The following is a 22,313-nucleotide window of genomic DNA, read 5'->3' as shown; positions in this document are numbered from 1 at the left end:
CTGGGGGCTGATCGGTCACCTGTGCAATATGCCAAGTCGGGTGTCCTCCGGGCCAGTTCCGCCTGTGGCGCGGACGCCCGGCGACCGTCGCGGTGACCTCGTGCGCCGCGGTGCGGGCGCGGGTCCGCCGGACGACGCCGGGGCGGCGCGGGGCGGGTGTGCGGGCCCCGGTCCCAGGGGGCAGGGCCGTGGCGCCGGGGCCTTGGCCGCGTCCGCCGACTCCATCGCGTCCCCCGCTCTCCCTCACCGCCGTACCCGAGGCCGTTCGAGCCTACGCGGCCTGAAGTGCCCGCGTCAGGAGAGAAAGGCGCGCGAAAAGTCCTGCGTCGAGTTCTTGTCCGAAGCATTGACGTTCAGGCGTCGCACACCTACGGTCCCGTTCGAAGTTACGAGCGTCATTCGGTATCTCGAACACGGTATTCGCGATATGTCGAACGATGTCTACCGAACAATCCATGAGCAGATGGGGCAGGGCATGGGACGACCTGGCCTGGATCGCAGGCACTTTCTGGCCGCGGCGGGCGGCCTGACGGTCGCGGGCAGCTTCGGCTTCGCGGCCCTGGGTACGGGCGCCGACGCGCTCGCCTCCGGAGCGGACACCCGTGTGCGCTACTGGAACCTCTTCAGCGGCGGCGACGGCTACAACATGATCGCGATGCTGGACGCCTTCCGGAAGGACAACCCCGGCATCGACGTGAAGGACTCCACCCTCCAGTGGGGCAGCCCCTTCTACACCAAGCTCGCCATGGCGGCGGCCGGCAACCGCGCGCCGGACCTCGGCGTCATGCACCTGGGCCGCGTCACCGGCTTCTCGCCCGGCCGCCTCCTGGACCCCTGGGACGCCGGCCTGCTCCACAAGTACGGCGTGCGCGAGGAGGACTTCAACCCCGAGCTGTGGAAGCGCGCCGTCATCGACGGCAAGCTCTACGCCCTCCCGCTCGACATCCACGTCCAGCTCTGCTTCTACCGCAAGGACGTGCTGAGGAAGGCGGGCCTGCTCGGCGCCGACGGCCGGATGGTGCCCGTCACGTCGACCGACGAGTGGTTCGACGTGCTCAAGCAGGCCAAGAAGGCCACCGGGAAGGGGCTCCAGACCCTCGGCCTGCACGCCAACGACCAGAACTTCATGTGGTGGTTCTTCGTCGCCTTCTACGCCCAGCTCGGCGGCACCTACTTCGACGCGGCGAACACCGACGTCACCTTCGACACCGGCAAGGCCGTCCAGGTCCTGGAGTTCATGCGCCGGCACATCACCGACGGTTACACCATCGCGGGGGCCGCCGACGGCGAGCAGTTCCTCAACGGTGCCCCCTTCACCTGGGAGGGCAACTGGTCGGTGCCCGTCTTCTCCGGGGCGAAGCTGGACTACGGCGCGACCCCGCTGCCGCCCGTCTTCGGCAGGCAGGCCACCCACGCCGAGTCGCACTCCTTCGTGCTGCCGCACCAGGCGGAACGCAGCGGCGCCACCAACGAGGCCGCGCACCGACTCGCCGCCTACGTCGTCAAGCACGCCCAGCAGTGGTCGGCCGGCGGCCACATCCCCGCCTACACGCCCACCCTCTCCACGGCCGCGTACAAGGAGCTGGACCCGCAGAGCGAGTACGTCGGCGCGATGGACCACCAGGCGACCGAGCCGAAGGTGTGGTTCGCCGGGTCCACCGGCATCCTCGCCCAGCGCGTCGGCCCGATCGTCGTCTCCTCGACGATGGGCTCCGCGAAACCGGAGGCGGCCGCCCGCCGGATGAAGGGCGCGCTCACCGAGCTGCTCGCCACGAAGAACCCGATGGACGGCAGGACCGCCGCGCAGGGAGGTGCGGGCGCATGACGACGACCAGCGCAGAAACGATCATCCGCCCGGCGCGCGCGAAGACGGCCGCGGACAGCGCCACCGTCCGCCGCAAGCAGGGCTTCCAGCACGGCGGCTGGTTCGTCGCCCCGTTCCTCGCCCTGTTCGCGCTCTTCGTCGTCTGGCCGCTGCTGCGCGGCCTCTTCCTCAGTTTCACCGACGCCAACATCTCCGGCGACGACGCGAGCTTCATCGGCCTGGACAACTACCGCGAGGCCCTCCAGGACCCGCTGATGTGGGACTCGCTCGGCCACAGCGCCTTCTTCACGCTGCTCGTCGTGCCGTGCATCACCGTCCTCGCCTTCCTGCTGGCGATGCTGGCCCATCACATCGAGCGGGGGAAGTGGCTGTGGCGGCTCTGCTTCTTCCTGCCGTTCCTGCTGCCGTCCACCGTCGCCGCCAACCTGTGGCAGTGGCTGTTCAACCCCGGCACGGGCATGATCAACCACGTCTTCGGCATCGAGACGCCGTGGCTGACCGACAAGTCGTACGCGATGCTCGCGGTCGTCATCTGCACCCTGTGGTGGACCGTCGGCTTCAGCTTCCTGCTCTACCTCGCCGCGCTCCAGGGCATCCCGGCCCACCTCTACGAGGCCGCCAAGCTGGACGGCGCCAACGCCTGGCACCGCATGGCCCACATCACGCTGCCGATGCTGCGCAACATCACCGGCCTCGTGATCGCGCTCCAGATCCTCGCCTCCCTCCAGGTCTTCGACCAGGCCGTCGTCATGATGGACTTCGGCACCGGTCCCGAGGAATCGACCCGGACCTTCGTGCAGTACACCCTCGAAGAGGGCTTCACCAGCTACCGCGTGGGCTACGCCTCCGCGATCTCCATCATCTTCTTCGTGCTCATCGCGGCCGTCGCCCTCGCGCGGATGTGGCTGCTGCGCAACCGTGAGGAGGGCGGCCGATGACCACCGCCGCACAGACAGCCGCACCGGCCCGGGGCAAGCCCCGCAGGGCCTGGTCCCCCAGCCAGATCGTGCTCACCCTCCTCGGCACGGCCGTCTCCGCGGTGTTCCTGGCGCCGCTCGCCTGGGCGCTGTTCACCTCCCTGAAGTCGGAGACCGAGGCCGTCGAGGTGCCGCCGCACTGGCTCCCGAAGGAGTGGACCGGCCAGGCCTGGTCGGCCATGTTCGAGACCGGGAACATCACCAACTGGTTCGTCAACTCCCTGGTCGTGTCCGTGTGCGTGACGACGATCGTGCTGCTGGTGAGCGCCCTGGCCGGATACGGCTTCGCCCGCACCGAGTTCCGGGGCAAGGGCCTCCTGATGGGCGTGGTGATGGCAGGCCTCATGGTCTCCCCGGCCGTGCTCGGCGTGCCCCTGTTCACCACCGTCCAGCAGATGGGGATGGTCGACACCTACTGGGGCATGATCCTGCCGCAGTGCGCGCCCGCCGCGATGGTCTTCATCCTCTACAAGTTCTTCCAGGGCATCCCGCGCGAACTGGAGGAGGCCGCCTTCATCGACGGCGCGGGCCGCTGGCGCGTCTTCTTCACGATCATCGTGCCGCTCTCGCGTCCCTCACTCGCGGCGGTCGGCATCTTCACCTTCATCAGCTCGTGGAACAACTTCCTGTGGCCGTACATGGTGACCAACAACCCCGACCTGATGACCATGCCGAACGGCATCGCGACCGTCATGAACTCCTACGGCATCCAGTGGGCCCAGCTCATGGCCGGCGGTCTCATGGCGGGCCTGCCACTGATCGTCGTCTTCGTCTTCTTCCAGCGCCAGATCGTGGCGGGTGTCGCCCACACCGGTCTGGCCGGCCAGTAGCCCCGCGAGGAGAACCCCACGTGAAGCGCCTCAGAGTCGTCACGCTGCTCGCCGCCGCCGTCGTGGCCCTGCTGCCGTCCACGGCCCGGGCGGACGTGACGTACCCCGACCCGCAGCCCGTCACCGGCCAGCAGATCATCCACGACCCGACCGTCATCCGCCTCCGCTCCGGTGACTACGTCGCCTACTCGACCGGGGGCGTCATCGGCGCCCGGACGTCGAAGGACCGCGTCCACTGGACGGACGCGGGCAACGCCTTCACCGAGCCCCCGGACTGGTGGTACGAGTACAACGACACCGGCGACCCGTGGGCCCCCGACGTCTCCTACCGCGCCGGCCGCTACTGGCTCTACTACGCGGTCTCCTCCTGGGGCACCAACCACTCCGCGATCGGCGTCGCCACCTCCCGCACCGGCCTGCCCGGCACCTGGACCGACCACGGCAAGGTCCTCACCTCGGAGACCACCGACACCTGGAACGCCATCGACCCGGCGATCGTCCGGGCCGACGGCCGCCTGTGGATGTCCTTCGGCTCGTACTGGTCCGGCATCCGCATGGTCGAACTCGACCCGCGCACGGGCCGGGCGGCCGAGGGCGCCACGGTCCACCACCTGGCCACCCGCCCGGACGCGCCGTACGCCGTCGAAGGCCCCTACATCGTCAGACACGGCCGCCACTACTACCTGTTCGCGTCGTACGACGCGTGCTGCTCCGGCGTGAACAGCACGTACAAGATCCGCGTGGGCAGATCGACCTCGGTCACCGGCCCGTACGTCGACAGCACCGGCAAGCCGCTCCTGGAGGGCGGCGGCGACCTGCTCCTGGCGGGCCACGGCCGCTACGCGGGAACCGGCGGCCAGTCCGTCTTCCGCGACCGGGGCCAGGACTGGCTGGCGTACCACTACTACGACGCCGAGGACAGCGGCACCCCGAAGCTGGGGCTCAACAGGCTGGCCTGGACCGAGGACGGCTGGCCGAAGGCCCTCTAGGGCGCGGCCGGCCCCCACTCACCCGCAGACGACACCCGAACCCGAAAGGCACGCATGCGCACCGCCCGCTTCACCCTGGACCCCGCCTTCACCGTCGGTGAGGTCAACCCCCGTCTCTTCGGCTCCTTCGTCGAACACCTCGGCCGCTGCGTCTACACCGGCATCTACGAACCCGACCACCCCACCGCCGACGACGCCGGCCTCCGCCAGGACGTGCTGGAGCTGGTCAGGGAACTCGGCGTCACCGCCGTCCGCTACCCCGGCGGCAACTTCGTCTCCGGCTACAAGTGGGAGGACTCCGTGGGCCCGGTGGAGGACCGGCCCCGCCGCCTCGACCTCGCCTGGCGCTCCACGGAGACCAACCGCTTCGGCCTCTCCGAGTACATCGCCTTCCTCAGGAAGATCGGCCCCCAGGCCGAACCGATGATGGCGGTCAACCTCGGCACCCGGGGCGTCGCGGAGGCCCTGGAACTCCAGGAGTACGCCAACCACCCCGCCGGGACGGCACTCTCCGACCTGCGCGCCGAGCACGGCGACAAGGACCCCTTCGGCATCCGCCTCTGGTGCCTCGGCAACGAGATGGACGGCCCCTGGCAGACCGGCCACAAGACCGCCGAGGAGTACGGCCGCCTCGCCGCCGAGACGGCCCGCGCCATGCGCCAGATCGACCCGGGCGTCGAACTCGTCGCCTGCGGATCCTCCAGCCAGGCCATGGACACCTTCGCCGCGTGGGAGGCGACGGTCCTCAAGGAGACGTACGACCTCGTCGACTACATCTCCCTGCACGCCTACTACGAGCCGCTCGACGGCGACGTCGACTCCTTCCTGGCCTCCGCCGTGGACATGGAGTCCTTCATCGAGAACGTCGTCGCCACCTGCGACCACATCGGCGCCCGCCTCAAGTCCAAGAAGAAGATCAACCTCTCCTTCGACGAGTGGAACGTCTGGTACCTGTCCCGGACCGAAGCCGAGGTCAGCGCCCTGGACTGGCCCGAGGCGCCGCGCCTGCTGGAGGACAACTACAGCGTCACCGACGCGGTCGTCTTCGGCTCGCTCCTCATCGCCCTGCTCCGGCACGCCGACCGCGTCACGGTCGCCTGCCTCGCCCAGCTCGTCAACGTCATCGCCCCGATCATGACCGAGCCGGGCGGCCCGGCCTGGCGCCAGACGACGTTCTTCCCGTTCGCGCAGGCCTCCCGGTACGGCCGCGGCGAGGTCCTCGACGTCCGCGTGGACTCACCGACGTACGAGACCAAGAAGTACGGTGAGGCCGACCTGCTGCACGCCACCGCCGTGCGCGCCGAGGACGGCACGGTGACCGTCTTCGCCGTCAACCGCTCCCGGACCGAGCCGCTGCCGCTCGACATCGCCCTGAGCGGCCTGGACCTGACCGAGGTCGTCGAGCACACCGCCCTCGCGGACGCGGACCCGGACGCCCGCAACACCCTCGCCGAGCCCGAGCGGGTCGTCCCGCACCCGGTCGAGGGCACGGCCCTGACGGACGGCGGGCTGACCGCCGTCCTGGAGCCGCTGTCCTGGAACGTGATCCGGCTGCGCTGACGCGCACCGGCCGGGTCAGCGCCGGCCGGGGGAGGCGACCGGTGTCACCGGCACCCCTCCGGCCGCGCTGCCCAGCAGCTTCAGCCGCACCGTCCCCGGCCCCGACGCCGTCCCGCCGCCGGCCAGGACGGCCAGCGCCAGCGTGTTGGCGGCGGCACGGGTGCGCAGGACGCCGCCCGGCAGGACGAAGGTGTGCGGCCCGCCGGCCACGTACTCGCCCATGTTCCAGCCGTTCAGGAAGACCTGGACGCGGTAGTCGCGCTCCGGGGCGTCGTCGAGGACGAGCCCGACCGAGGCGTCGACGTCCGGCGGGACGTCCAGCCGGAAGGTGGTCCGGTACCAGGTCACGCCCTGGCGCCGGTCCGCCCGCGGGAAGGCCGCCGAGGAGACCGGCTCCCAGCCGCCGTCGTCGTAGCCGGGCAGATGCCAGCCGTGCCGCTCCCCGTAGAGACCGCCGTTGTTGAGCGGCCCGCGCACGGGGTCGGGCGCGGCCGCCCCCCGGATCCGCCAGCGCACGCGGGGCGACGCCCCCTCGAAGGCGGCCGACGCCAGCCCGCGGGCGGCCTTGTACGCGTCCGGGTCGTGCGGCGTGGGCCGGACCAGCACGGACAGGACCGCGGAGCCGCCGGCGTCGGACCGCTTCCGCAGTGCCTCCCGCAGCCCCTTCGGCAGCCGGAAGCCGGCCGTGGCGGCCCGCGTGCCCGCCTCCTTGCCGTCCGCCTCCGGCCCAGGGCGGTGCGTGCCCAGCGGCTCCCCGTCCAGCCAGGCCATCAGCAGCCCCCGGGCGCCCGTGCGGTAGGTGAGGGAGACGGACTCCAGGCCCGACGCGCCGGTGAGCCGGCCCCGGTACCAGACGTCGCCGTAGTGGAAGCCGTAGTCGTCGGCGAAGAGGACGGGCTGCCCGGCGGGCACGGGGGTCGTGCTGTACGACGTCCGCCGGTCGGCGACCGTCCACCCCGAGTCGTCGTAGCCGGGCCGGGACTCCGGGTTCTCGGTGCGGCGCCGCCAGCCGTCGAGCGCGGGCAGCACCAGCCCGGGTACGCCGGGCAGCGGCCAGACGGTCATCAGGCTCAGGGCGCGGCCGGCGGACGCCTGCACCGCGTCGCCGTTCCAGGTGACGTGGGTGATGCCGCGCGGCACCCACACCTCCAGCTCGTGCTCCCCGACGGTGTCCCCGGTCAGCCGGATCGTGGCACCGTCCAGGGCGACGTCGCGCAGCAGCGCCGGGCCGCGCACGACGACCTTGCCCGACGGGGTCTCGTACGACCACAGCCGCAGTGAGGCGGCGTCGTCGGCGAAGAGCAGCAGCAGGGTCCGGTCGGAGCCGCCGCTGCGGGCCCGCACCCGGGTCAGCCGGTCCTCGCCGAGCGGCACCGACACATGCAGCTTGCCGTGGTCGTACGCCCAGGCCGCCGCCTCGTCCAGCCGGGTCGGCCACGGTTCCTCGGGGCAGTCCAGCACCAGGTGCGCCATCTCGCCGGCCCGGCCCACGAAGGCGGCGATGTCCAGCCGCCCCACGCTCAGGGCCATCATCGGCTGCACGGTGGCGTACGCCAGCTTCCGTCCCGCGCCCAGGTGGAGTCCGGTGGCGAGCAGCTTGGCGTCCCGGGCGGGGACGGTGACCCTGACGTCGGTCCCGCCCATCGGCAGCGTCGACGTGACGTCCGCGGCGGAGTCGTTGCGCAGGACGTAGGCGTGGCTGCCGGTGTCCGGGTTGGCCAGGTGCCGCACCTGGATGCGGGGGTCCGCGGCCCTGACCTCCGGCGCCTCCTCCAGCCGGGTGAAGTCGGGGACGTTGCGCAGGAGGTGCCCGAGCTGGTGCAGGGGGGCGAGCCGGTCCGTCGGCCGGCGGGCCTCGTCGATCGCGGCGGTGGGGTCGTAGGTGGGCGTGGGCGCGGACGGTGCGGGCAGCCAGCCCCAGGAGGTGCCGCCGAACGCCGTGCGGACGTTGTGCAGCGTGACCCCCTGCGCGAGGTGGGCGAGATGGACCCGCCGCGCCTCGGCGGCGTCCCGGATGCCCTCCGCCTCCGCCCAGGCGACGGGGAGGTCGTCGTGGAGCAGGGGCACGTCGATGCCGTCGGCGCGGACCTTGTCGTGCAGGCGGCTCAGCAGGGCGCGCCGCGGGGCGTCGGCGCGGTAGAGCAGGAGCGTGCCGGTGCCGCGCGTGAACTGGTGCCGGGCGGCGATGGCGTTGACGTGCGTCAGCCACTCGTCGGCGTGGCGCAGGTACTCCGGGTCGGTGGTCCGGGCCCGGCCCGCGGTCGCCGTCAGCCAGCCGGGCAGGCCGCCCGCGTCCACGTCCGCGCCGATGTACGGGCCGGGGTGGAGGACGACGTACAGACCGGCCTCGGCGGCCGTGCGCAGGAAGAGGTCCAGGTCGCGGACGCCGGTGAAGTCGTAGCGGCCGGGGGCGGGGGAGTGGTGGGCCCAGGCGAGACGGACGCAGACCGCGTTGTGGCCGTACGCGCGCATCTTCTGCAGCACGTCCCGCCACAGGGACGGGCTCGGCAGCCGGAAGGGGTGCATCTCGCCGGACCACAGCGCGAGGCGCCTGCCGTCGACCAGCAGGGAGTACCGGTCCAGGGCGACCCGGTGGCGCACCCCGTCGGCGCCGGGCGGCCCGGGGAGCGGTCCGGTGGGGACCGGCCCGGTGGCGCCGGGTGCGGGCAGCGCCCCGCCGCTCGCGCTGCCGCCGAGCGCGAGACCGAGGACGGTGGTGCCCGCGAGGGCGCTGAACGCTCGTCTGCTGAGCCTGCTGAGCTCCAAGGGAGCCTCTCCTGTTGCCCGTGCTTGTGGCCCCGCCGCCTGCGCGGGACCGCCTGTGCCGGGCCATTCTCCCAGCGGACCCCACAATGGTCGGTATGAGGATCTCGGCGCGTGCGGACTACGCGGTACGGGCGGTACTGGAACTGGCCGTCCGGCAGGGCGGTTCCCCGGTGAAGGCGGAGGACGTGGCCGTCGCTCAGGACATTCCGCACAAGTTCCTGGAGGGGATCCTCGGGGACCTCAGGCGTGGCGGCGTGGTCGAGAGCCGGCGCGGCGGTGGCGGCGGGTACCGGCTGGCGCGCGAGGCGTCGGCGATCACGGTGGCGGACGTGATCCGGGCGGTGGACGGCCCGATCGTCTCGGTCCGCGGGGAGCGGCCGACGGGGCTGGTGTACACGGGCACGGCGGGCCCCCTGCTGCCGCTGTGGGTCGCGCTGCGCGCCAATGTGCGGCGGATCCTGGAGGGTGTGACGATCGCGGACCTCGCGGCGGACGCCCTGCCGGCCCCCGTGCGGGAACTGGCGGCGGAACCGGCGGCCTGGGAGAACCCCTGAGGGGGCACGCCGGCGTCACGGCGTCACGGCGTCACGGCCCGCTCGGCCGGCACAGCAGTGGCTTGTCCAGTTCGGCGCAGGGGCGGTGGCCCTTGGAGCGGATGATGTCCTTGCCGACCTCGTTGGAGAGGTAGCGCAGGAAGCCCGCGGCGATCGAGTCCGCCGGCGGTTCGCCGTACGTGTAGGCGATCTCCGTCTCCCAGTAGGGGTAGGCGCCCTGCTCGGCGCCCTCCAGGGTCGCGGGGTAGCCGTCGATGCGTACCTGGTGCACGTCGCCGCGGGCGGTGACGGCGCCGGCCTCGCTGTGGCCGAGGGCGCCGGAGGTCGATGCCACGGCGTCCAGCAGGAGCGGGGTGTCGGCGACCTCGCAGCGACCGGTCCTGCCCTCGACCAGGTTGCGGCAGTCGCTCGTCGTGACCGCGAGCAGCGGGCGGCCGTCCAGCACCCGCTGTTCCAGGGAGGTCCGGGTGCCGGAGCCCGGGTTGCGGCTGACGAGCCGGACGGGCACGTTCGCGCCGCCGACCTGCTTCCAGGTGGTGATCTTCCCGGCGTAGATGTCCCGGACCTGCTTCAGGGACAGGTCCCGGACGCCGGTGTCCTTGTTCACGACCAGGCTGAACAGGGACAGGGCGACGGGTCTGGGCAGCAGTTGCGGGCGGCCGTCGGACTTGAGGCCGTCACTGAACGCGAGGTGGTCGCCGAGCCCCTGGCCGTCCTTCAGCCCGGCCTTCTCGGCCCGCGCGGAGAGGGCGTCCAGTCCCGGAACACTACCCTCGAACAAGCTGTCGGACACCGGGATGCGGGCGTCCGTGCACGTCTTCGTGTACTGCTTGGCGGCCAGCTCCAGGATCGGCTTGAACGCGGTGGAGCCCGACAGGTGGAGCGTCCCCTTGGCGCAGTCCAGGGGAGCGGCCCGGGGGGCGTCGTCCCCGTCCCGTACGAAGGTGGTCACCGACTGGGCGGTGCTCACCAGGACGAGCAGGGCGAGCAGCCAGCGCACCGGGCGGGAGGCGAACGGGTAGTACTCGGTCTTCTTGATGGTCCCGCCGCGCACTCCTCCGACGACGCCCGCCATGACCTCCGGGTCCGGGAAGTCGGCCTCGGTGAAGTCCGGGACGCGGTCCAGGACCGCGAGCACCTTGTAGTGCGCCCGGCGGTTGAGTTTCACCTTGGGCAGCCTGATGACACCGTCCGTGGCCCCGAGGCCCGGCGTTCCCGGCGCGAAGAAGTCGCGCAGCACGGTGTGGCTGCACTCCGTCACGACCATGCCGACCACGCGGCGGCCCGGGAACGCCACGCGTATGCCCACCGGGTCGTTGGCGGGAGCCACGTAGTCGTCCTCGACTATCGGGGTCCAGCCGACGTTCTCGATGCGCAGCAGGACGACCGACGGGTCGCGCAGCTCGGCGCCGTCCCACTGCATGCGCTGGAGCACCCCGGCCTCCGGCCCCGAGGACGTGGCCGAGTCCCGGGCGCTGGTGTCCATCTGCACGCGGTAGCCGAGCCGTTTGCGGCCCGCCAGGAAGAACTCCCACAGGGCGGCTGCCACGGGCACGGCGAGGCCGAGCACGGCGATCACGGACTCCCACGGAACACCGTTCATGACCGACTCCCGGGTCAGGGCGGAGGCGAGTGGCTGGAAGGGCCATGGTCGCCGGGGACGGGAGGGGCCGACGGGAGATGCGCGGAGCATCCGTCCGGAATTCACCGGTGCGTCACCTGTGGCACGCGGTGTTCTCCGCGGATTGGTTGCCGTCGCGCGCGAACCATTGACGCGCGCGGGGTTCGACTCTACGTTCCGTCCGAAAACGCGATCGGCGTTCGACATATGGAACAGGAGCGTCCCCCCATGAGTCGCACCAGAGCCGCACTCCTCGCTCTCCCCACCGCCGCCCTGCTCGCGCTCGTCCCCTCCACGGCGTCGGCGTACCCCGGCCCCGGCCGGGTCACCGGCTCCGTCGTCGTGCACGACCCGACGATGATCCGCACCTCGTCCGGGCAGTACCAGCTCTACGCCACCGGCAGCGGCATCAGCAACCGGACGTCCTCCGACCGCACCGCCTTCTCCACCGGCGCGGACGCCTTCGGCACACGGCCGGGCTGGTGGTCGCGCTACTCCTCCGTCCCGGAGGCCTGGGCACCCGACATCTCCTACCACGGCGGCACGTACCTGATGTACTACTCCGTCTCGTCGTTCGGCTCCAACACCTCCGCCATCGGGCTGGCCGGCTCCACCACCGGGCAGCCGGGCAGCTGGACCGACTACGGCACCGTCTACACGTCCGGCTCCTCCAGCGACTACAACGCCATCGACCCCAACCTCTTCGTCGACGACGACGGCAGGTGGTGGCTGTCCTTCGGCAGCTGGTGGACGGGGATCAAGATGATCCGCATCGACCCGGCCACCGGCAAGCAGCTCTCCTCCCACACCACCCGCTACTCGATCGCCTCCCGGCCGACCGGGACCAAGGCCGTCGAGGCCCCGTACATCGTCAAGCGGAACGGGTACTACTACCTCTTCGCCTCGTACGACACCTGCTGCGCCGGCACCAGCTCCACGTACAAGGTCAAGGTGGGCCGGGCCACGAGCGTCACCGGGCCGTACCACGACCGGAACGGCGTCTCGATGATGAACAACGGCGGGACGCCCGTGCTCGAGTCGCACGGAAACGTCATCGGCCCCGGCGGGCAGTCCGTCATGAAGGACGTCGACGGCGACCTGATCGTCTACCACTACTACGACGGCAACGACAACGGCACGCCCAAGCTCGGCGTCAACCTCCTGAACTGGAGCAGTGGGTGGCCCGTCGCCCACTGAACGGCGGAGGGCGGCCCGCGCTGGGGAGCGCGGGCCGCCCTGGCCCGCGGAGGAGGGCGTGGCGCCGTCCTCCTTGTGCGGAGAAGGTGTGCCTACGGCACGGCGTCACGCGTCGAACGAGTGCACCGTCGTCGTCCGGTAGATCTGCCCCGGCCGCAGCACGGTGGAGGGGAACGACGGCTGGTTCGGCGAGTCCGGGTAGTGCTGGGTCTCCAGGCACAGGGCGTCGCCCTGCCGGTAGAGCGAGCCGCCGGTGCCGGTCAGGGTGCCGTCGAGGAAGTTGCCGGAGTAGAACTGCAGGCCCGGCTGGTCGGTGGCGATGCGCAGGGTGCGGCCCGAGGCGCGGTCGCGCAGGGTGGCGATGTGCTCGGGACGGTCGGTGATGCCCTTGTCCAGGACCCAGTTGTGGTCGAAGCCCTTGGCGGTGACCAGCTGCGGGTGGGCGTCGCGGATGTCCCGGCCGATCGGCTTGGCCCGGCGGAAGTCGAAGGGCGTGCCGGACACCTTCGCCAGCTCACCCGTCGGGATCAGGCCCGCGTCGGTGGGCGTGTAGCGGGACGCGGCGATCGACAGCTCGTGGTCCTCGATCGTGCCGCTGCCCTCGCCGGCCAGGTTCCAGTAGACGTGGCTGGTGAGGTTGACGACGGTGGCCTTGTCGGTGGTGGCCTCGTAGTCGATGCGCCACTCGCCGCGCCGGGTGAGCGTGTACGTCACCTTCGACCTGAGGGTGCCCGGGTAGCCCATCTCGCCGTCGACGCTGGTGTAGTGCAGGACCAGGCCGACGTCGGAGCCCTCGGTGAACGGCTCGACGTCCCACACCCGGTAGTCGAAGCCCAGGGCCCCGCCGTGCAGGGAGTTCTCCCCGTCGTTGACGGAGAGCTGGTACTGCTTGCCGTCCAGGGTGAAGCGGCCCTTGGCGATGCGGTTGCCGTACCGCCCGATCAGGGCGCCGAAGTGCGGGCTGCGGGCCACGTAGTCGTCGAGGTTGTCGAAGCCCAGGGAGACGTTCTCGTAGCGGCCCCGGCGGTCGGGGATCTCCAGGGACTGGACGACTCCGCCGTACGACAGCACCTTCATCCGCGTGCCGCCGTTCTCCAGCGACCAGCGGTACACCTTCGTTCCGTCGGCGAGCTTGCCGAAGAGCTCCTTCACCGGCTTCCTGCCTCCCGTGGCGTGTGCCGTGCCGCCGGCCGTGGTGGCCGCGGCGATGCCCGCCGCGGTGGCGGATGCGATGACCGTGCGTCTGCTCAGTTCCATTGCGGCTCCTGCTACTTCCGTGAAAGAAGCGGGCCCCGCCTGATCAGGCGGGGCCCGGGTGACCTACGAACCGACCTTGCGCTTGTTCCACACGTCGAACCCGACCGCCGCCAGCAGCACCGCGCCCTTGATGACCTGCTGCCAGTCGGTGCCGATGCCGACGAGGTTCATGCCGTTGTTCAGCACGCCCAGGACCAGACCACCGATGATCGCGCCGAGGACCGTGCCGACGCCGCCGCTCATCGACGCGCCGCCGATGAACGAGGCGGCGATGGCCTCCAGCTCGAAGTTGAGGCCCGCCTTGGGCGAGGCCGCGTTGAAGCGGGCGGCGAAGACCAGACCCGCCAGGGCCGCGAGCATGCCCATGTTCAGGAAGACCAGGAAGGTGACCTTCTTGTCCTTCACGCCCGACAGCTTGGCCGCGGGCAGGTTGCCGCCGATGGCGTAGATGTGGCGGCCGATGATCGCGTTGCGCATCAGGTAGCCGAACCCGACGACCAGCACGCCCAGGATGAGCAGCACGATCGGAGCACCCTTGTAGCTGGCGAGCAGCAGCGTGACGACGAGGACCGCGGAGACCAGCGCGACCAGCTTCAGCAGGAACAGCTTGGCCGGCAGCACCTCGAGCGCGAACTCCTGCTGGCGCTTGCGGTCCCGGACCTCCTGGTACACCACGAAGGCGATCAGCGCGAAGCCCAGCAGCAGGGTGAGGTTGTGGTAGTTGGTCTCCGGGCCCACCTCGGGCAGGAAGCCGTTGGCGATCTTCTGGAGGTCCTTCGGGAACGGGCCGAGGGTCTGGCCCTCCAGGAAGATCTCCGTCAGACCGCGGAAGAGCAGCATGCCCGCGAGGGTCACGATGAACGACGGTATGCCGAGATAGGCGATGAAGAACCCTTGTACCGCGCCGGCGACCGCGCCGATGGCCAGGCACAGCGCCACCGCGAGCGGCCAGGACAGATCCTGCTCCACCATCAGGACCGCGGCCATCGCGCCGATGAACGCGGTCAGTGAGCCGACCGAGAGGTCGATGTGGCCCGCGATGATGACGAGCATCATGCCGATCGCGAGGATCAGGATGTAGCTGTTCTGCAGCACCAGGTTGGAGACGTTGCGCGGCAGCAGCAGGTCGCCGTCGGACCACACGGCGAACAGCACCACGATCAGGCCGAGGGCGATCAGCATGCCGTACTGCCGCATGTTGCGGCGCATGCCGTCGAGCATCAGCTGCAGCAGGCCGTCGCCGGCGGCGGATCCGCCCTTGCCGGGCGGCGCGGGGGCCGGGGTCTTGGCGGTCACGTCCGTGCTCATCGGGTTACCTCTTTGTCCTTCGTCATCTGACGCATCAGCGCTTCCTGCGACGCCTCGGCCCGCGAGAACTCACCCGTCAGCCGCCCCGCGGCCATCGTGTAGATGCGGTCGCACATGCCGAGCAGCTCCGGCAGTTCGGAGGAGATGAAGACGACCGCCTTGCCCTGGGCGGCCAGCTGGTCGATGACCGTGTAGATCTCGTACTTGGCGCCCACGTCGATGCCGCGGGTGGGTTCGTCCAGGATCAGCACATCGGGGCCCGCGAAGATCCACTTGCTGAGGACGACCTTCTGCTGGTTGCCGCCGGACAGCTTGCCCACCGGCTCGAAGACGGTCGGCGCCTTGATGTTCATGGACTTGCGGAAGTCCTCGGCGACCTGCCGCTCCCCGTGCTCGTCGACGACACCCCGTTTGGCGACCTTGCCCAGCGCGGTCAGCGAGATGTTCCGGTTGATGGTGTCGATGAGGTTGAGCCCGTAGTGCTTGCGGTCCTCGGTGACGTACGCGATGCCGTGTCCGACCGCCTCGGGGACGGACTTGGTACGGATCTCCCGGCCGTCCTTGAGCACCGTGCCGCCCGCGTACCGGCCGTAGGTGCGGCCGAAGACGCTCATCGCCAGCTCGGTGCGCCCGGCGCCCATGAGCCCGGCGATGCCGACGATCTCGCCGCGCCGCACCTCGATGGAGACGCCGTCGACGACCTTGCGCTGCTGGTCGATGGGGTGGTGCACGGTCCAGTCGCGGATCTCCAGGGCGGGCGCGGCCCCTTCCTCCGGCTGGTGCGGGGTCCGCTCCGGGAAGCGGTTCTCCAGGTCGCGGCCGACCATCCCGCTGATGATCCGGTCCTCGGTCGTCTCCGCCGCCTTCACGTCGAGCGTCTCGATGGAGCGCCCGTCGCGGATGATCGTCACCGAGTCGGCGACCCGGCGGATCTCGTTCAGCTTGTGCGAGATGATGATCGAGGTCATGCCCTGTTCCTTCAACTGAAGGATCAGGTCGAGGAGTTTGCCGCTGTCCTCGTCGTTGAGCGCCGCCGTCGGCTCGTCGAGGATGAGCAGCTTCACCTTCTTCGACAGCGCCTTGGCGATCTCCACCAGCTGCTGCTTGCCCACGCCGATGTCGGCGACGCGGGTCTCCGGGTGCTCGTCGAGGCCGACCCGGCGCAGCAGCTCGCTGGCGTGCCTGAGGGTGTCGTTCCAGTTGATCAGTCCGCGCTTGGCGTGCTCGTTGCCGAGGAAGATGTTCTCCGCGATGGAGAGGTACGGCACCAGCGCCAGCTCCTGGTGGATGATCACGATGCCGTGCTGCTCGCTCGCCCGGATGTCCTTGAACCGGCAGGTCTCGCCCTCGAAGAGGATGTCCCCCTCGTAGCTGCCGTGCGGATGGACGCCGGAGAGCACCTTCATCAGGGTCGACTTCCCGGCGCCGTTCTCCCCGCAGATGGCGTGGACCTCGCCCTGGCGGACGGTCAGCGTGACGTCCGACAGCGCTTTGACACCGGGAAAGGTCTTGACGATCGAGCGCATTTCCAGGACGGGTCCCGCCATGGTCGTGCCTTCCAATCCTTGAGGGGCCCGGTTACTTGAGGTCGTCCGCGGAGTAGGTGCCGCCGTCGACGAGGACCTTCTCGTAGTTGCTCTTGTCCACGCTGACCGGCTGCAGCAGGTAGGCGGGGACGACCTTGGTGCCGTTGTCGTACGACTTGGTGTCGTTGACTTCGGGCTTCTTGTCGCTGAGGGCGGCTTCGACCATGTTCGAGGCGACCTTGGCGAGCTCGCGGAGGTCCTTGAAGACGGTCTGGGTCTGCTCGCCCGCGATGATCGACTTCACCGAGGCGACCTCGGCGTCCTGGCCGGTGACGACCGGCATGGGCTTGCCGGCCGAGCCGTAGCCGTCCGACTTCAGGGCGGACAGGATGCCGATGGAGATGCCGTCGTAGGGCGAGAGCACCGCGTCGACCCGGGCGCTGCGGTAGCTGGAGGTCAGCAGGTCGTCCATGCGCTTCTGCGCGGTGCCGCCGTCCCAGCGCAGGGTGGTGACCTGGTTGAGGGCGGTCTGCTTGGACCTGACGACCAGCTGCTTCTTGTCGATGTACGGCTTCAGGACGTTCATCGCGCCCTGGAAGAAGTACTTGGTGTTGTTGTCGTCGTTGGATCCGGCGAACAGCTCGATGTTGAAGGGGCCCTTCTTGCCCGCCTTCAGACCGAGCTTGTCGACGATGTAACCGCCCTGCAGCTCGCCGACCTTCTCGTTGTCGAACGAGGCGTAGTAGTCGACGTTCTCGGTGCCGAGGATCAGCCGGTCGTAGGAGATGACCGGGATGTCGGCGTCCTTCGCCTGCTGCAGCACGTTGTTGAGCGACTTGTTGTCGATCGCGGCGACGATCAGGGCGTCCACACCCTGCGTGATCATGTTCTCGATCTGCGAGACCTGCTGGTCCGGGTCGTCCTCGCCGTAGACCAGCTTGGTCTTGTAGCCCTTGCCCTTCAGTTCCTTCTCGACGTTGGCGCCGTCGGCGATCCAGCGCTCGGAGGACTTGGTCGGCATCGCGATGCCGATGGTGGCGTCACCGGAACCTCCCTTGTCCTCCTCACTGCCGCCCTCGCTGCTCTGGCCGCAGGCGGTCAGCGTGAGGGCGAGGGAGGCGGCGGAGGCTATGGCGGCGAGTGCGGCTCTGCGGTTGCGCATGGTCATCATCCTTGATGTCGGTGCAGGGCTCGGTCTGGTGGTGCCGGCACGCAAAAGCTGAGGGTGGATCGACCGAGAGCAGGTGTGTGGGATTGTGCGCGGCTGTGTCTTCTTTTGTGAAGGGAGTTTCCGGAACGTTATGACGAGATCTCGAACCGGTTGAGCGAACCCGGCAGCCGTGTGCCGAGGGGTGCCATGTCCCCCTCCGCCCCGTGCCGCGCGAGCAGATCCAGTGCGAGCCGGCCGCGCCGCACCCGCTCCTTGGCGGTGGCCAGCGTCAGTTCCCGCAGGTGGTGGCCGTACGGGTAGATCCCGGGAGCCTTGGCGAGCCCGAACTTCAGGTACAGCGGCGCACCGCGCCGGATCAGCTCGGCCACCTCGTACATCCGTACGTAGCCGCCCAGATCGTCGGGGGCCTCGATGTACATGTCCATGGGCGCGGCCGACACCCGCCGGATCTCCGTCAGGTGATCGGGCGTCAGGTCGCTGGGCACGTTGATGGAGTCGGCGCCGAGCCGCTCGTACACCGCGTACGAGGCCGGGTTGACCGGCCCCACGAGCGCCGACAGCTTCAGCGTGGTGTCGGCGGGGATGATGCCGGCCGCCCGCGCCCGGTGCAGCGTCCACAGGACACCCTCGTCGGCGATGAGCAGGCACTTCACGCCCAGCTCCGTCGCGCGGACGGCGTCCTCGACGCACCCGGCGACCGCGTCGTGGCCGCGCGCCCTGAGACCCGCGCCACCCGAGTCGGTACGGGTGGAGCCGCCGATGTCCCAGGTGCCGCGCGGGCCGGTGAACAGGCAGAGCTCGATGTCGCGTTCGGCGGTGGCCTCGACCATCTCGGTGATCTCGGCGTCGGTCAGCATCCACACGCCGCTGCCCTGGCTGATCCGGTGGATCGGCACGTCCAGCCGCGAGGACTCCTTCAGGACCACCCCCAGCGCCTCCGGCCCTTCGCAGGAGGGGATCTCGGTGCGCCAGCGGCCACCGCCCGGGAAGGCGTGCGGCGAGGCGTCGGCGGGGTCGAGGGCGGGCGCGGCCAGGCCGAGGGCGGTGAGCGCCTGCTCACCGGGCCTGCGTGCGGAGGCCGTGGCGGAAGCGTCGGTCACAAGCGTTCCTTAGGGTTCGGTACGCCGCGTTCGTCGGCATGTCTGTCCGACACGTCCTGTTCGGTATCCCGGACAGGGTTCGCGGCGTGAGGTACGGGAAACCTCGAGAAGTGGATGTACGCCGGTACGGAGGCCGTCAGGTCGCCCCCGTACCGGCGTACGGCTCAGGGGTGGGGGTCAGGGGTGCAGCAGCACCTTGCCGACCTTCGGGTCACCGGACCCCACCAGCTCGATGGCCTGCGGGAACTCGGCGAGCGGCAGTTCGTGCGTCACCAGGGGGCGAGGGTCGAGCAGACCGGCCGCGAAGACCCGCACCGTGTGCGCCCAGGCGTCCGGCGGCGCCCCGAAGACGGTGTGCACCTCCAGCTGCCGTACCACCAGGTCGGTGGGGTCGAGCCCGTCGGCGCCCGGCGCCGGGATACCGGTCAGCACCAGCCGCCCGCCCCTGCGCAGCAGCGCGGCGGCGGTGCGGGCGGCGTCGGCGGACCCGGCCGTCTCGATCACGACGTCGAAGTCGTCCGGGAGCGGTTGGTCCTTGGTGCGGAAGTCGGTGGCGCCGTACTCCCGCGCCAGCGCCTCCCGGTCGCCGCGCGTACCGACGACCAGCAGCTCGGCCGGGGAGGCGGCACGCAGGAACTGCACGGCGAACATGCCGAGGGTGCCGGTGCCGACGACGGCGACCCGCTCACCGGGGAGGGCGTTCGCCTTGAGCGCGGCGGCGGCGATGCAGGCGGCCGGCTCCAGGAGGGCGGCGGCGGTGAGGTCGGCGTCGTCCGGGAGCACGTGCAGGAGGCGGGCGGGCAGGGTCAGCGTGGACGCCATGGCCCCCGGCTGGGTGAACCCGGTCTCCTCGTACCCCGCCGTGCACAGCGTGGTCTCGCCCGCGTGACAGCGGTCGCAGACCTGGCAGTTGCGGAACCCCTCGCCGACGACCCCGCGCCCGACGAGCGACGCGGGCACCCCGGCGCCGACCCGCTCCACGGTCCCGGACCACTCGTGCCCGGGGGTGAGCGGGTAACGCACGTACCCCTCGGGCCGGTTGCCCTGGTAGACCTCGCGGTCGCTGCCGCAGATCCCGGCGGAGTGCACCCGCACCAGCGCCTCGCCGGGGCCGGGCTCGCGCGGCTCGTGCGCGACGAGCCGGTGGACCCCCGGCGCCTCGATGACGACCGCGTCACTCATGCCTGCGTCCCCTTGGGCTTGCGCTGCTCCCAGCCCTCGGCCCACAGGTCGAACCGCGCCTGCTGCTGCGGGAACTCGGCCGCGGCGTCGGTGTCCAGCTCGACGCCGAGGCCGGGGGCGTCGGAGAGGTGGAAGCAGCCGTCCTCCGGGTTCACCTGGGGCGCGCCCTTGACGACCTTCTTGATCTCCGCGTCGGCGAAGTCGTTGAAGTGCTCCAGGATCTTGAAGTTCGGGGAGGTGAAGCCGACCTGGAGGCTGGCGGCGGTCAGGACCGGGCCGCCCACGTTGTGCGGCGCCACCAGCGTGTAGTGGGTCTCGGCGGTGGCGGCGAGCTTACGGGTCTCCCAGATGCCGCCGATGTGGCCGACGTCGGGCTGGATGATGTCCACGGACTGGTCCTCGAACAGCTCGCGGAACTCGATCCGGTCGTGGATGCGCTCACCGGTGGCGACCGGGATGTCCACCTTCTCGGCGACCTTCTTCAGCGCCCGGAGGTTCTCCGGCGGCACCGGCTCCTCCAGCCAGGCCGGCTTGAAGGGCGCCATCTCCTTGGCGAGCCGCACGGCGGTGGACGGGGAGAACCGGCCGTGCATCTCCAGCATCAGCTCGGCCTCGGGCCCGATGGCGTCCCGCACGGCCTCGATCAGCGACACGGCGTACAGGGTCTGCTCGTGGTCGAGCTCGAAGTGCCCGGTGCCGAAGGGGTCGATCTTCAGGGCCCGGTACCCGCGCTCCATGACCCCCTGCGCCGCCTTGTGGTACGCCTCCGGGGTGCGCTCGGTGGTGTACCAGCCGTTGGCGTACGCCTTCACCTTGTCGGTGACCTTGCCGCCCAGCAGCTGCCAGACCGGGACGCCGAGCGCCTTGCCCTTGATGTCCCAGCAGGCCATCTCGACCACGGCGATACCGGACATCACGATCTCGCCCGCGCGCCCGTAGTCGCCGTACTTCATGCGGCGGACCAGGTCCTCGACAGCGAACGGGTCGGAACCGAGAATGTGGTTGACCTCGGCCTCCTTCAGATAGCCGAGGAGAGCGTCGGTGTGCCCGAGCATCCGGGTCTCGCCGACTCCGGTGATGCCCTCGTCGGTGTGCACCTGAACGTAGGTCAGGTTGCGCCACGGCGTGCCGACCACGTGTGTGCTGATTCCGGTGATGCGCACGGCGGTTGCCCTTCGCTGTGTTCGATATTTCGTCACTCGTTCGAAATGCTGGCGTGACAGTAAGGAGGCGGCGGCGGGGGTGTCAATGGGTCGGACACATAACGGTTTCGGCAGTTTCGAAAGTACGGGCGAGGGCGCTCCCGGGTGCTTCCCCACACAACCTTCACAGCCGCCTCTAGGAACGCGGCGGTCACGGAACTTAACCTTCCCGCGTCATGGACTACTGCCACCCGTGCCGACGGCACCTCAACGGCGCCCTCGCCTGCCCGGGATGCGGCACGCCGGCCGAAGAACCGCGCGGCCCGGGTGCGCCCGTGACGGCACGTGGGGAACGGCCACCCGGGGCCGCCGACGAGCCCGGCGCCGCGGGCGGCACCTCCGGGGACTCCGACGGCTCTGACGCGTCCGACGGCGCGTCCGACGGCGCGTCCGACGGCGTGGAGCCGGCCGACCGCGGTGGCAGGGCGGGCCGGCGCGACCGCAAGGCCGCCGCGCACCGCCGGCGCCGGCGCCGGACCCTGCTCGTCACCTCGGGCTTCCTCCTGGCCGCCGGAGGGCTGAGCCTCGCGGAACTCGGCCTCGACGCCCCGGGCTCCCCGGCGAGGACGGCGGTCGCCGACGGGGGCGAGACGACGGACGGCGGGGCGACCCGGGAGGTGGGGGAGGCGTCGGCCGCCCCGGTCGGCGAGAGGTCGAGGACGAGCACGACCCCGGCTGCGCCGTCCCCCGGTGCGACCGTTTCGACAACGGTGTCGGCGTCGGTGTCGGTGTCGGCGTCGCCGTCCCGGGACGCCTCGGAGCCGGGGACGGCGGACGAGACGGAGCGCCCCTCGACACCGCCGCCGTCGGCGCCGGAGACGGCTCCGGCCACGGACCCCTCGGCCCCGCCCCGGCCGGAGGGCCCGGCCCCGACCCCGACCGCGACCCCCACCCCGACGGCCTCACCGGACCCGACCCCGACCGAAACGTGCGACCGCTTCCTGTGGTGGTGCACCTGAAGGTCCCGTGGCGGTGCGCCTGAGGTTCCCGCGGCGGTGCGCCTGAGGTTCCCGTGGCGGTGCGCCCGAGGCGGCTCCCGTGCGGGCCGGGTGGTGCGGGTGGGCGAAGCCCCGGGGCGTACGGCTCGGGGGGTACGGCTCGGGGGTGTGGCTCGGGGGTGTGGCTCGGGGGTACGGCCCGGGGGGTACGGCTCGGGGGTGCGCCGAGGAGTGCGCCCCGTCAGACGCGCTCGCCCAGCATCCTCCGCAGCGCGTCCCGCAGGGCGACCCGCTCACCCTCCGACAGCCC

General features: G+C 70.9%; 17 protein-coding genes. 8 read left to right on the top strand and 9 right to left on the bottom strand.

Translation table 11 applies throughout. The annotated features are described in order from the left end of the window. Nucleotides 1–475: 475 nt before the first annotated feature. The 5 genes from KUM32_RS04535 to KUM32_RS04515 are packed head-to-tail and all read left to right on the top strand — an operon-like array spanning nucleotide 476 to nucleotide 6,181. Entirely contained in the window at nucleotides 476–1,825 is a 1,350-nt protein-coding gene (locus KUM32_RS04535; RefSeq protein WP_217140472.1) for an extracellular solute-binding protein, read from the top strand. Continuing rightward, a complete protein-coding gene (locus KUM32_RS04530; RefSeq protein ID WP_217140471.1) occupies nucleotides 1,822–2,763 on the top strand; it encodes a carbohydrate ABC transporter permease in 942 nt (313 codons plus the stop codon). The genes KUM32_RS04535 and KUM32_RS04530 overlap by 4 nt, the downstream gene beginning before the upstream one ends. Continuing rightward, nucleotides 2,760–3,632, top strand: a complete 873-nt coding sequence (locus tag KUM32_RS04525) for a carbohydrate ABC transporter permease (RefSeq protein WP_217140470.1) — start codon at nucleotides 2,760–2,762, stop codon at nucleotides 3,630–3,632. Before KUM32_RS04530 ends, KUM32_RS04525 begins: the two co-directional genes overlap by 4 nt. 20 nt (nucleotides 3,633–3,652) lie before the next feature. After that, entirely contained in the window at nucleotides 3,653–4,621 is a 969-nt protein-coding gene (locus KUM32_RS04520) for an arabinan endo-1,5-alpha-L-arabinosidase (protein ID WP_217140469.1), read from the top strand. A 54-nt stretch (nucleotides 4,622–4,675) separates the two neighbouring features. Beyond that, nucleotides 4,676–6,181, top strand: coding sequence for an alpha-N-arabinofuranosidase (locus tag KUM32_RS04515; RefSeq protein ID WP_217140468.1), 1,506 nt, complete (start codon nucleotides 4,676–4,678; stop codon nucleotides 6,179–6,181). 15 nt (nucleotides 6,182–6,196) lie between these two features. On the opposite strand, the gene KUM32_RS04510 is transcribed toward KUM32_RS04515, so the two are convergent. After that, on the bottom strand, nucleotides 6,197–8,947 hold the full coding sequence (locus KUM32_RS04510; RefSeq protein WP_217140467.1) for a beta-galactosidase: 2,751 nt from the start codon (nucleotides 8,945–8,947) through the stop codon (nucleotides 6,197–6,199). Nucleotides 8,948–9,042: 95 nt separating this feature from the next. Here KUM32_RS04510 and KUM32_RS04505 point away from each other — a divergent pair, with 95 nt between their 5' ends. Next, nucleotides 9,043–9,501, top strand: a complete 459-nt coding sequence (locus KUM32_RS04505) for an Rrf2 family transcriptional regulator (protein ID WP_217140466.1) — start codon at nucleotides 9,043–9,045, stop codon at nucleotides 9,499–9,501. Between the two features lie 31 nt (nucleotides 9,502–9,532). Here KUM32_RS04505 and KUM32_RS04500 read toward each other — a convergent pair whose 3' ends face one another. After that, nucleotides 9,533–11,104, bottom strand: coding sequence for a substrate-binding domain-containing protein (locus KUM32_RS04500; protein ID WP_217140465.1), 1,572 nt, complete (start codon nucleotides 11,102–11,104; stop codon nucleotides 9,533–9,535). Between the two features lie 246 nt (nucleotides 11,105–11,350). Here KUM32_RS04500 and KUM32_RS04495 point away from each other — a divergent pair, with 246 nt between their 5' ends. Continuing rightward, a complete protein-coding gene (locus KUM32_RS04495; protein ID WP_217140464.1) occupies nucleotides 11,351–12,319 on the top strand; it encodes an arabinan endo-1,5-alpha-L-arabinosidase in 969 nt (322 codons plus the stop codon). 105 nt (nucleotides 12,320–12,424) lie between these two features. Here the strand turns inward: KUM32_RS04495 and KUM32_RS04490 are convergent, their stop codons facing one another. From KUM32_RS04490 to KUM32_RS04460, 7 genes are all read right to left on the bottom strand, one after another. Next, nucleotides 12,425–13,576, bottom strand: a complete 1,152-nt coding sequence (locus tag KUM32_RS04490) for an aldose epimerase family protein (protein ID WP_217140463.1) — start codon at nucleotides 13,574–13,576, stop codon at nucleotides 12,425–12,427. 63 nt (nucleotides 13,577–13,639) lie between these two features. Beyond that, the gene (gene mmsB, locus KUM32_RS04485) at nucleotides 13,640–14,884 is read right to left on the bottom strand and encodes a multiple monosaccharide ABC transporter permease (RefSeq protein WP_217140462.1); all 1,245 of its coding nucleotides are present in this window, start codon (nucleotides 14,882–14,884) and stop codon (nucleotides 13,640–13,642) included. Next, nucleotides 14,881–16,431: a multiple monosaccharide ABC transporter ATP-binding protein gene (mmsA, locus tag KUM32_RS04480; RefSeq protein ID WP_217140461.1), complete on the bottom strand. Its 1,551-nt coding sequence runs from the start codon at nucleotides 16,429–16,431 to the stop codon at nucleotides 14,881–14,883. The genes mmsB and mmsA overlap by 4 nt, the downstream gene beginning before the upstream one ends. Nucleotides 16,432–16,462: 31 nt before the next feature. Then, on the bottom strand, nucleotides 16,463–17,572 hold the full coding sequence (gene chvE, locus KUM32_RS04475; protein ID WP_217140460.1) for a multiple monosaccharide ABC transporter substrate-binding protein: 1,110 nt from the start codon (nucleotides 17,570–17,572) through the stop codon (nucleotides 16,463–16,465). A 137-nt stretch (nucleotides 17,573–17,709) separates the two neighbouring features. Next, nucleotides 17,710–18,681 carry a hypothetical protein gene (locus KUM32_RS04470; protein ID WP_217140459.1) on the bottom strand — a complete coding sequence of 324 codons (972 nt, stop codon included), beginning with the start codon at nucleotides 18,679–18,681 and terminating at the stop codon, nucleotides 17,710–17,712. A gap of 177 nt (nucleotides 18,682–18,858) precedes the next feature. Beyond that, entirely contained in the window at nucleotides 18,859–19,863 is a 1,005-nt protein-coding gene (locus KUM32_RS04465) for a zinc-binding dehydrogenase (protein WP_217140458.1), read from the bottom strand. Then, complete coding sequence (locus tag KUM32_RS04460; RefSeq protein ID WP_217140457.1) at nucleotides 19,860–21,026, bottom strand: mandelate racemase/muconate lactonizing enzyme family protein; 1,167 nt, start codon at nucleotides 21,024–21,026, stop codon at nucleotides 19,860–19,862. Before KUM32_RS04460 ends, KUM32_RS04465 begins: the two co-directional genes overlap by 4 nt. 314 nt (nucleotides 21,027–21,340) lie before the next feature. On the opposite strand from KUM32_RS04460, the gene KUM32_RS04455 reads away from it, so the two are divergent. Continuing rightward, nucleotides 21,341–22,024, top strand: a complete 684-nt coding sequence (locus KUM32_RS04455) for a hypothetical protein (RefSeq protein WP_308408589.1) — start codon at nucleotides 21,341–21,343, stop codon at nucleotides 22,022–22,024. Nucleotides 22,025–22,313 lie beyond the last annotated feature (289 nt).

The organism is Streptomyces sp. AC627_RSS907 (genome assembly GCF_019049165.1).
Note: the sequence above shows the minus strand (reverse complement) of the source record. Positions and strands in the feature narration are given on the sequence as shown.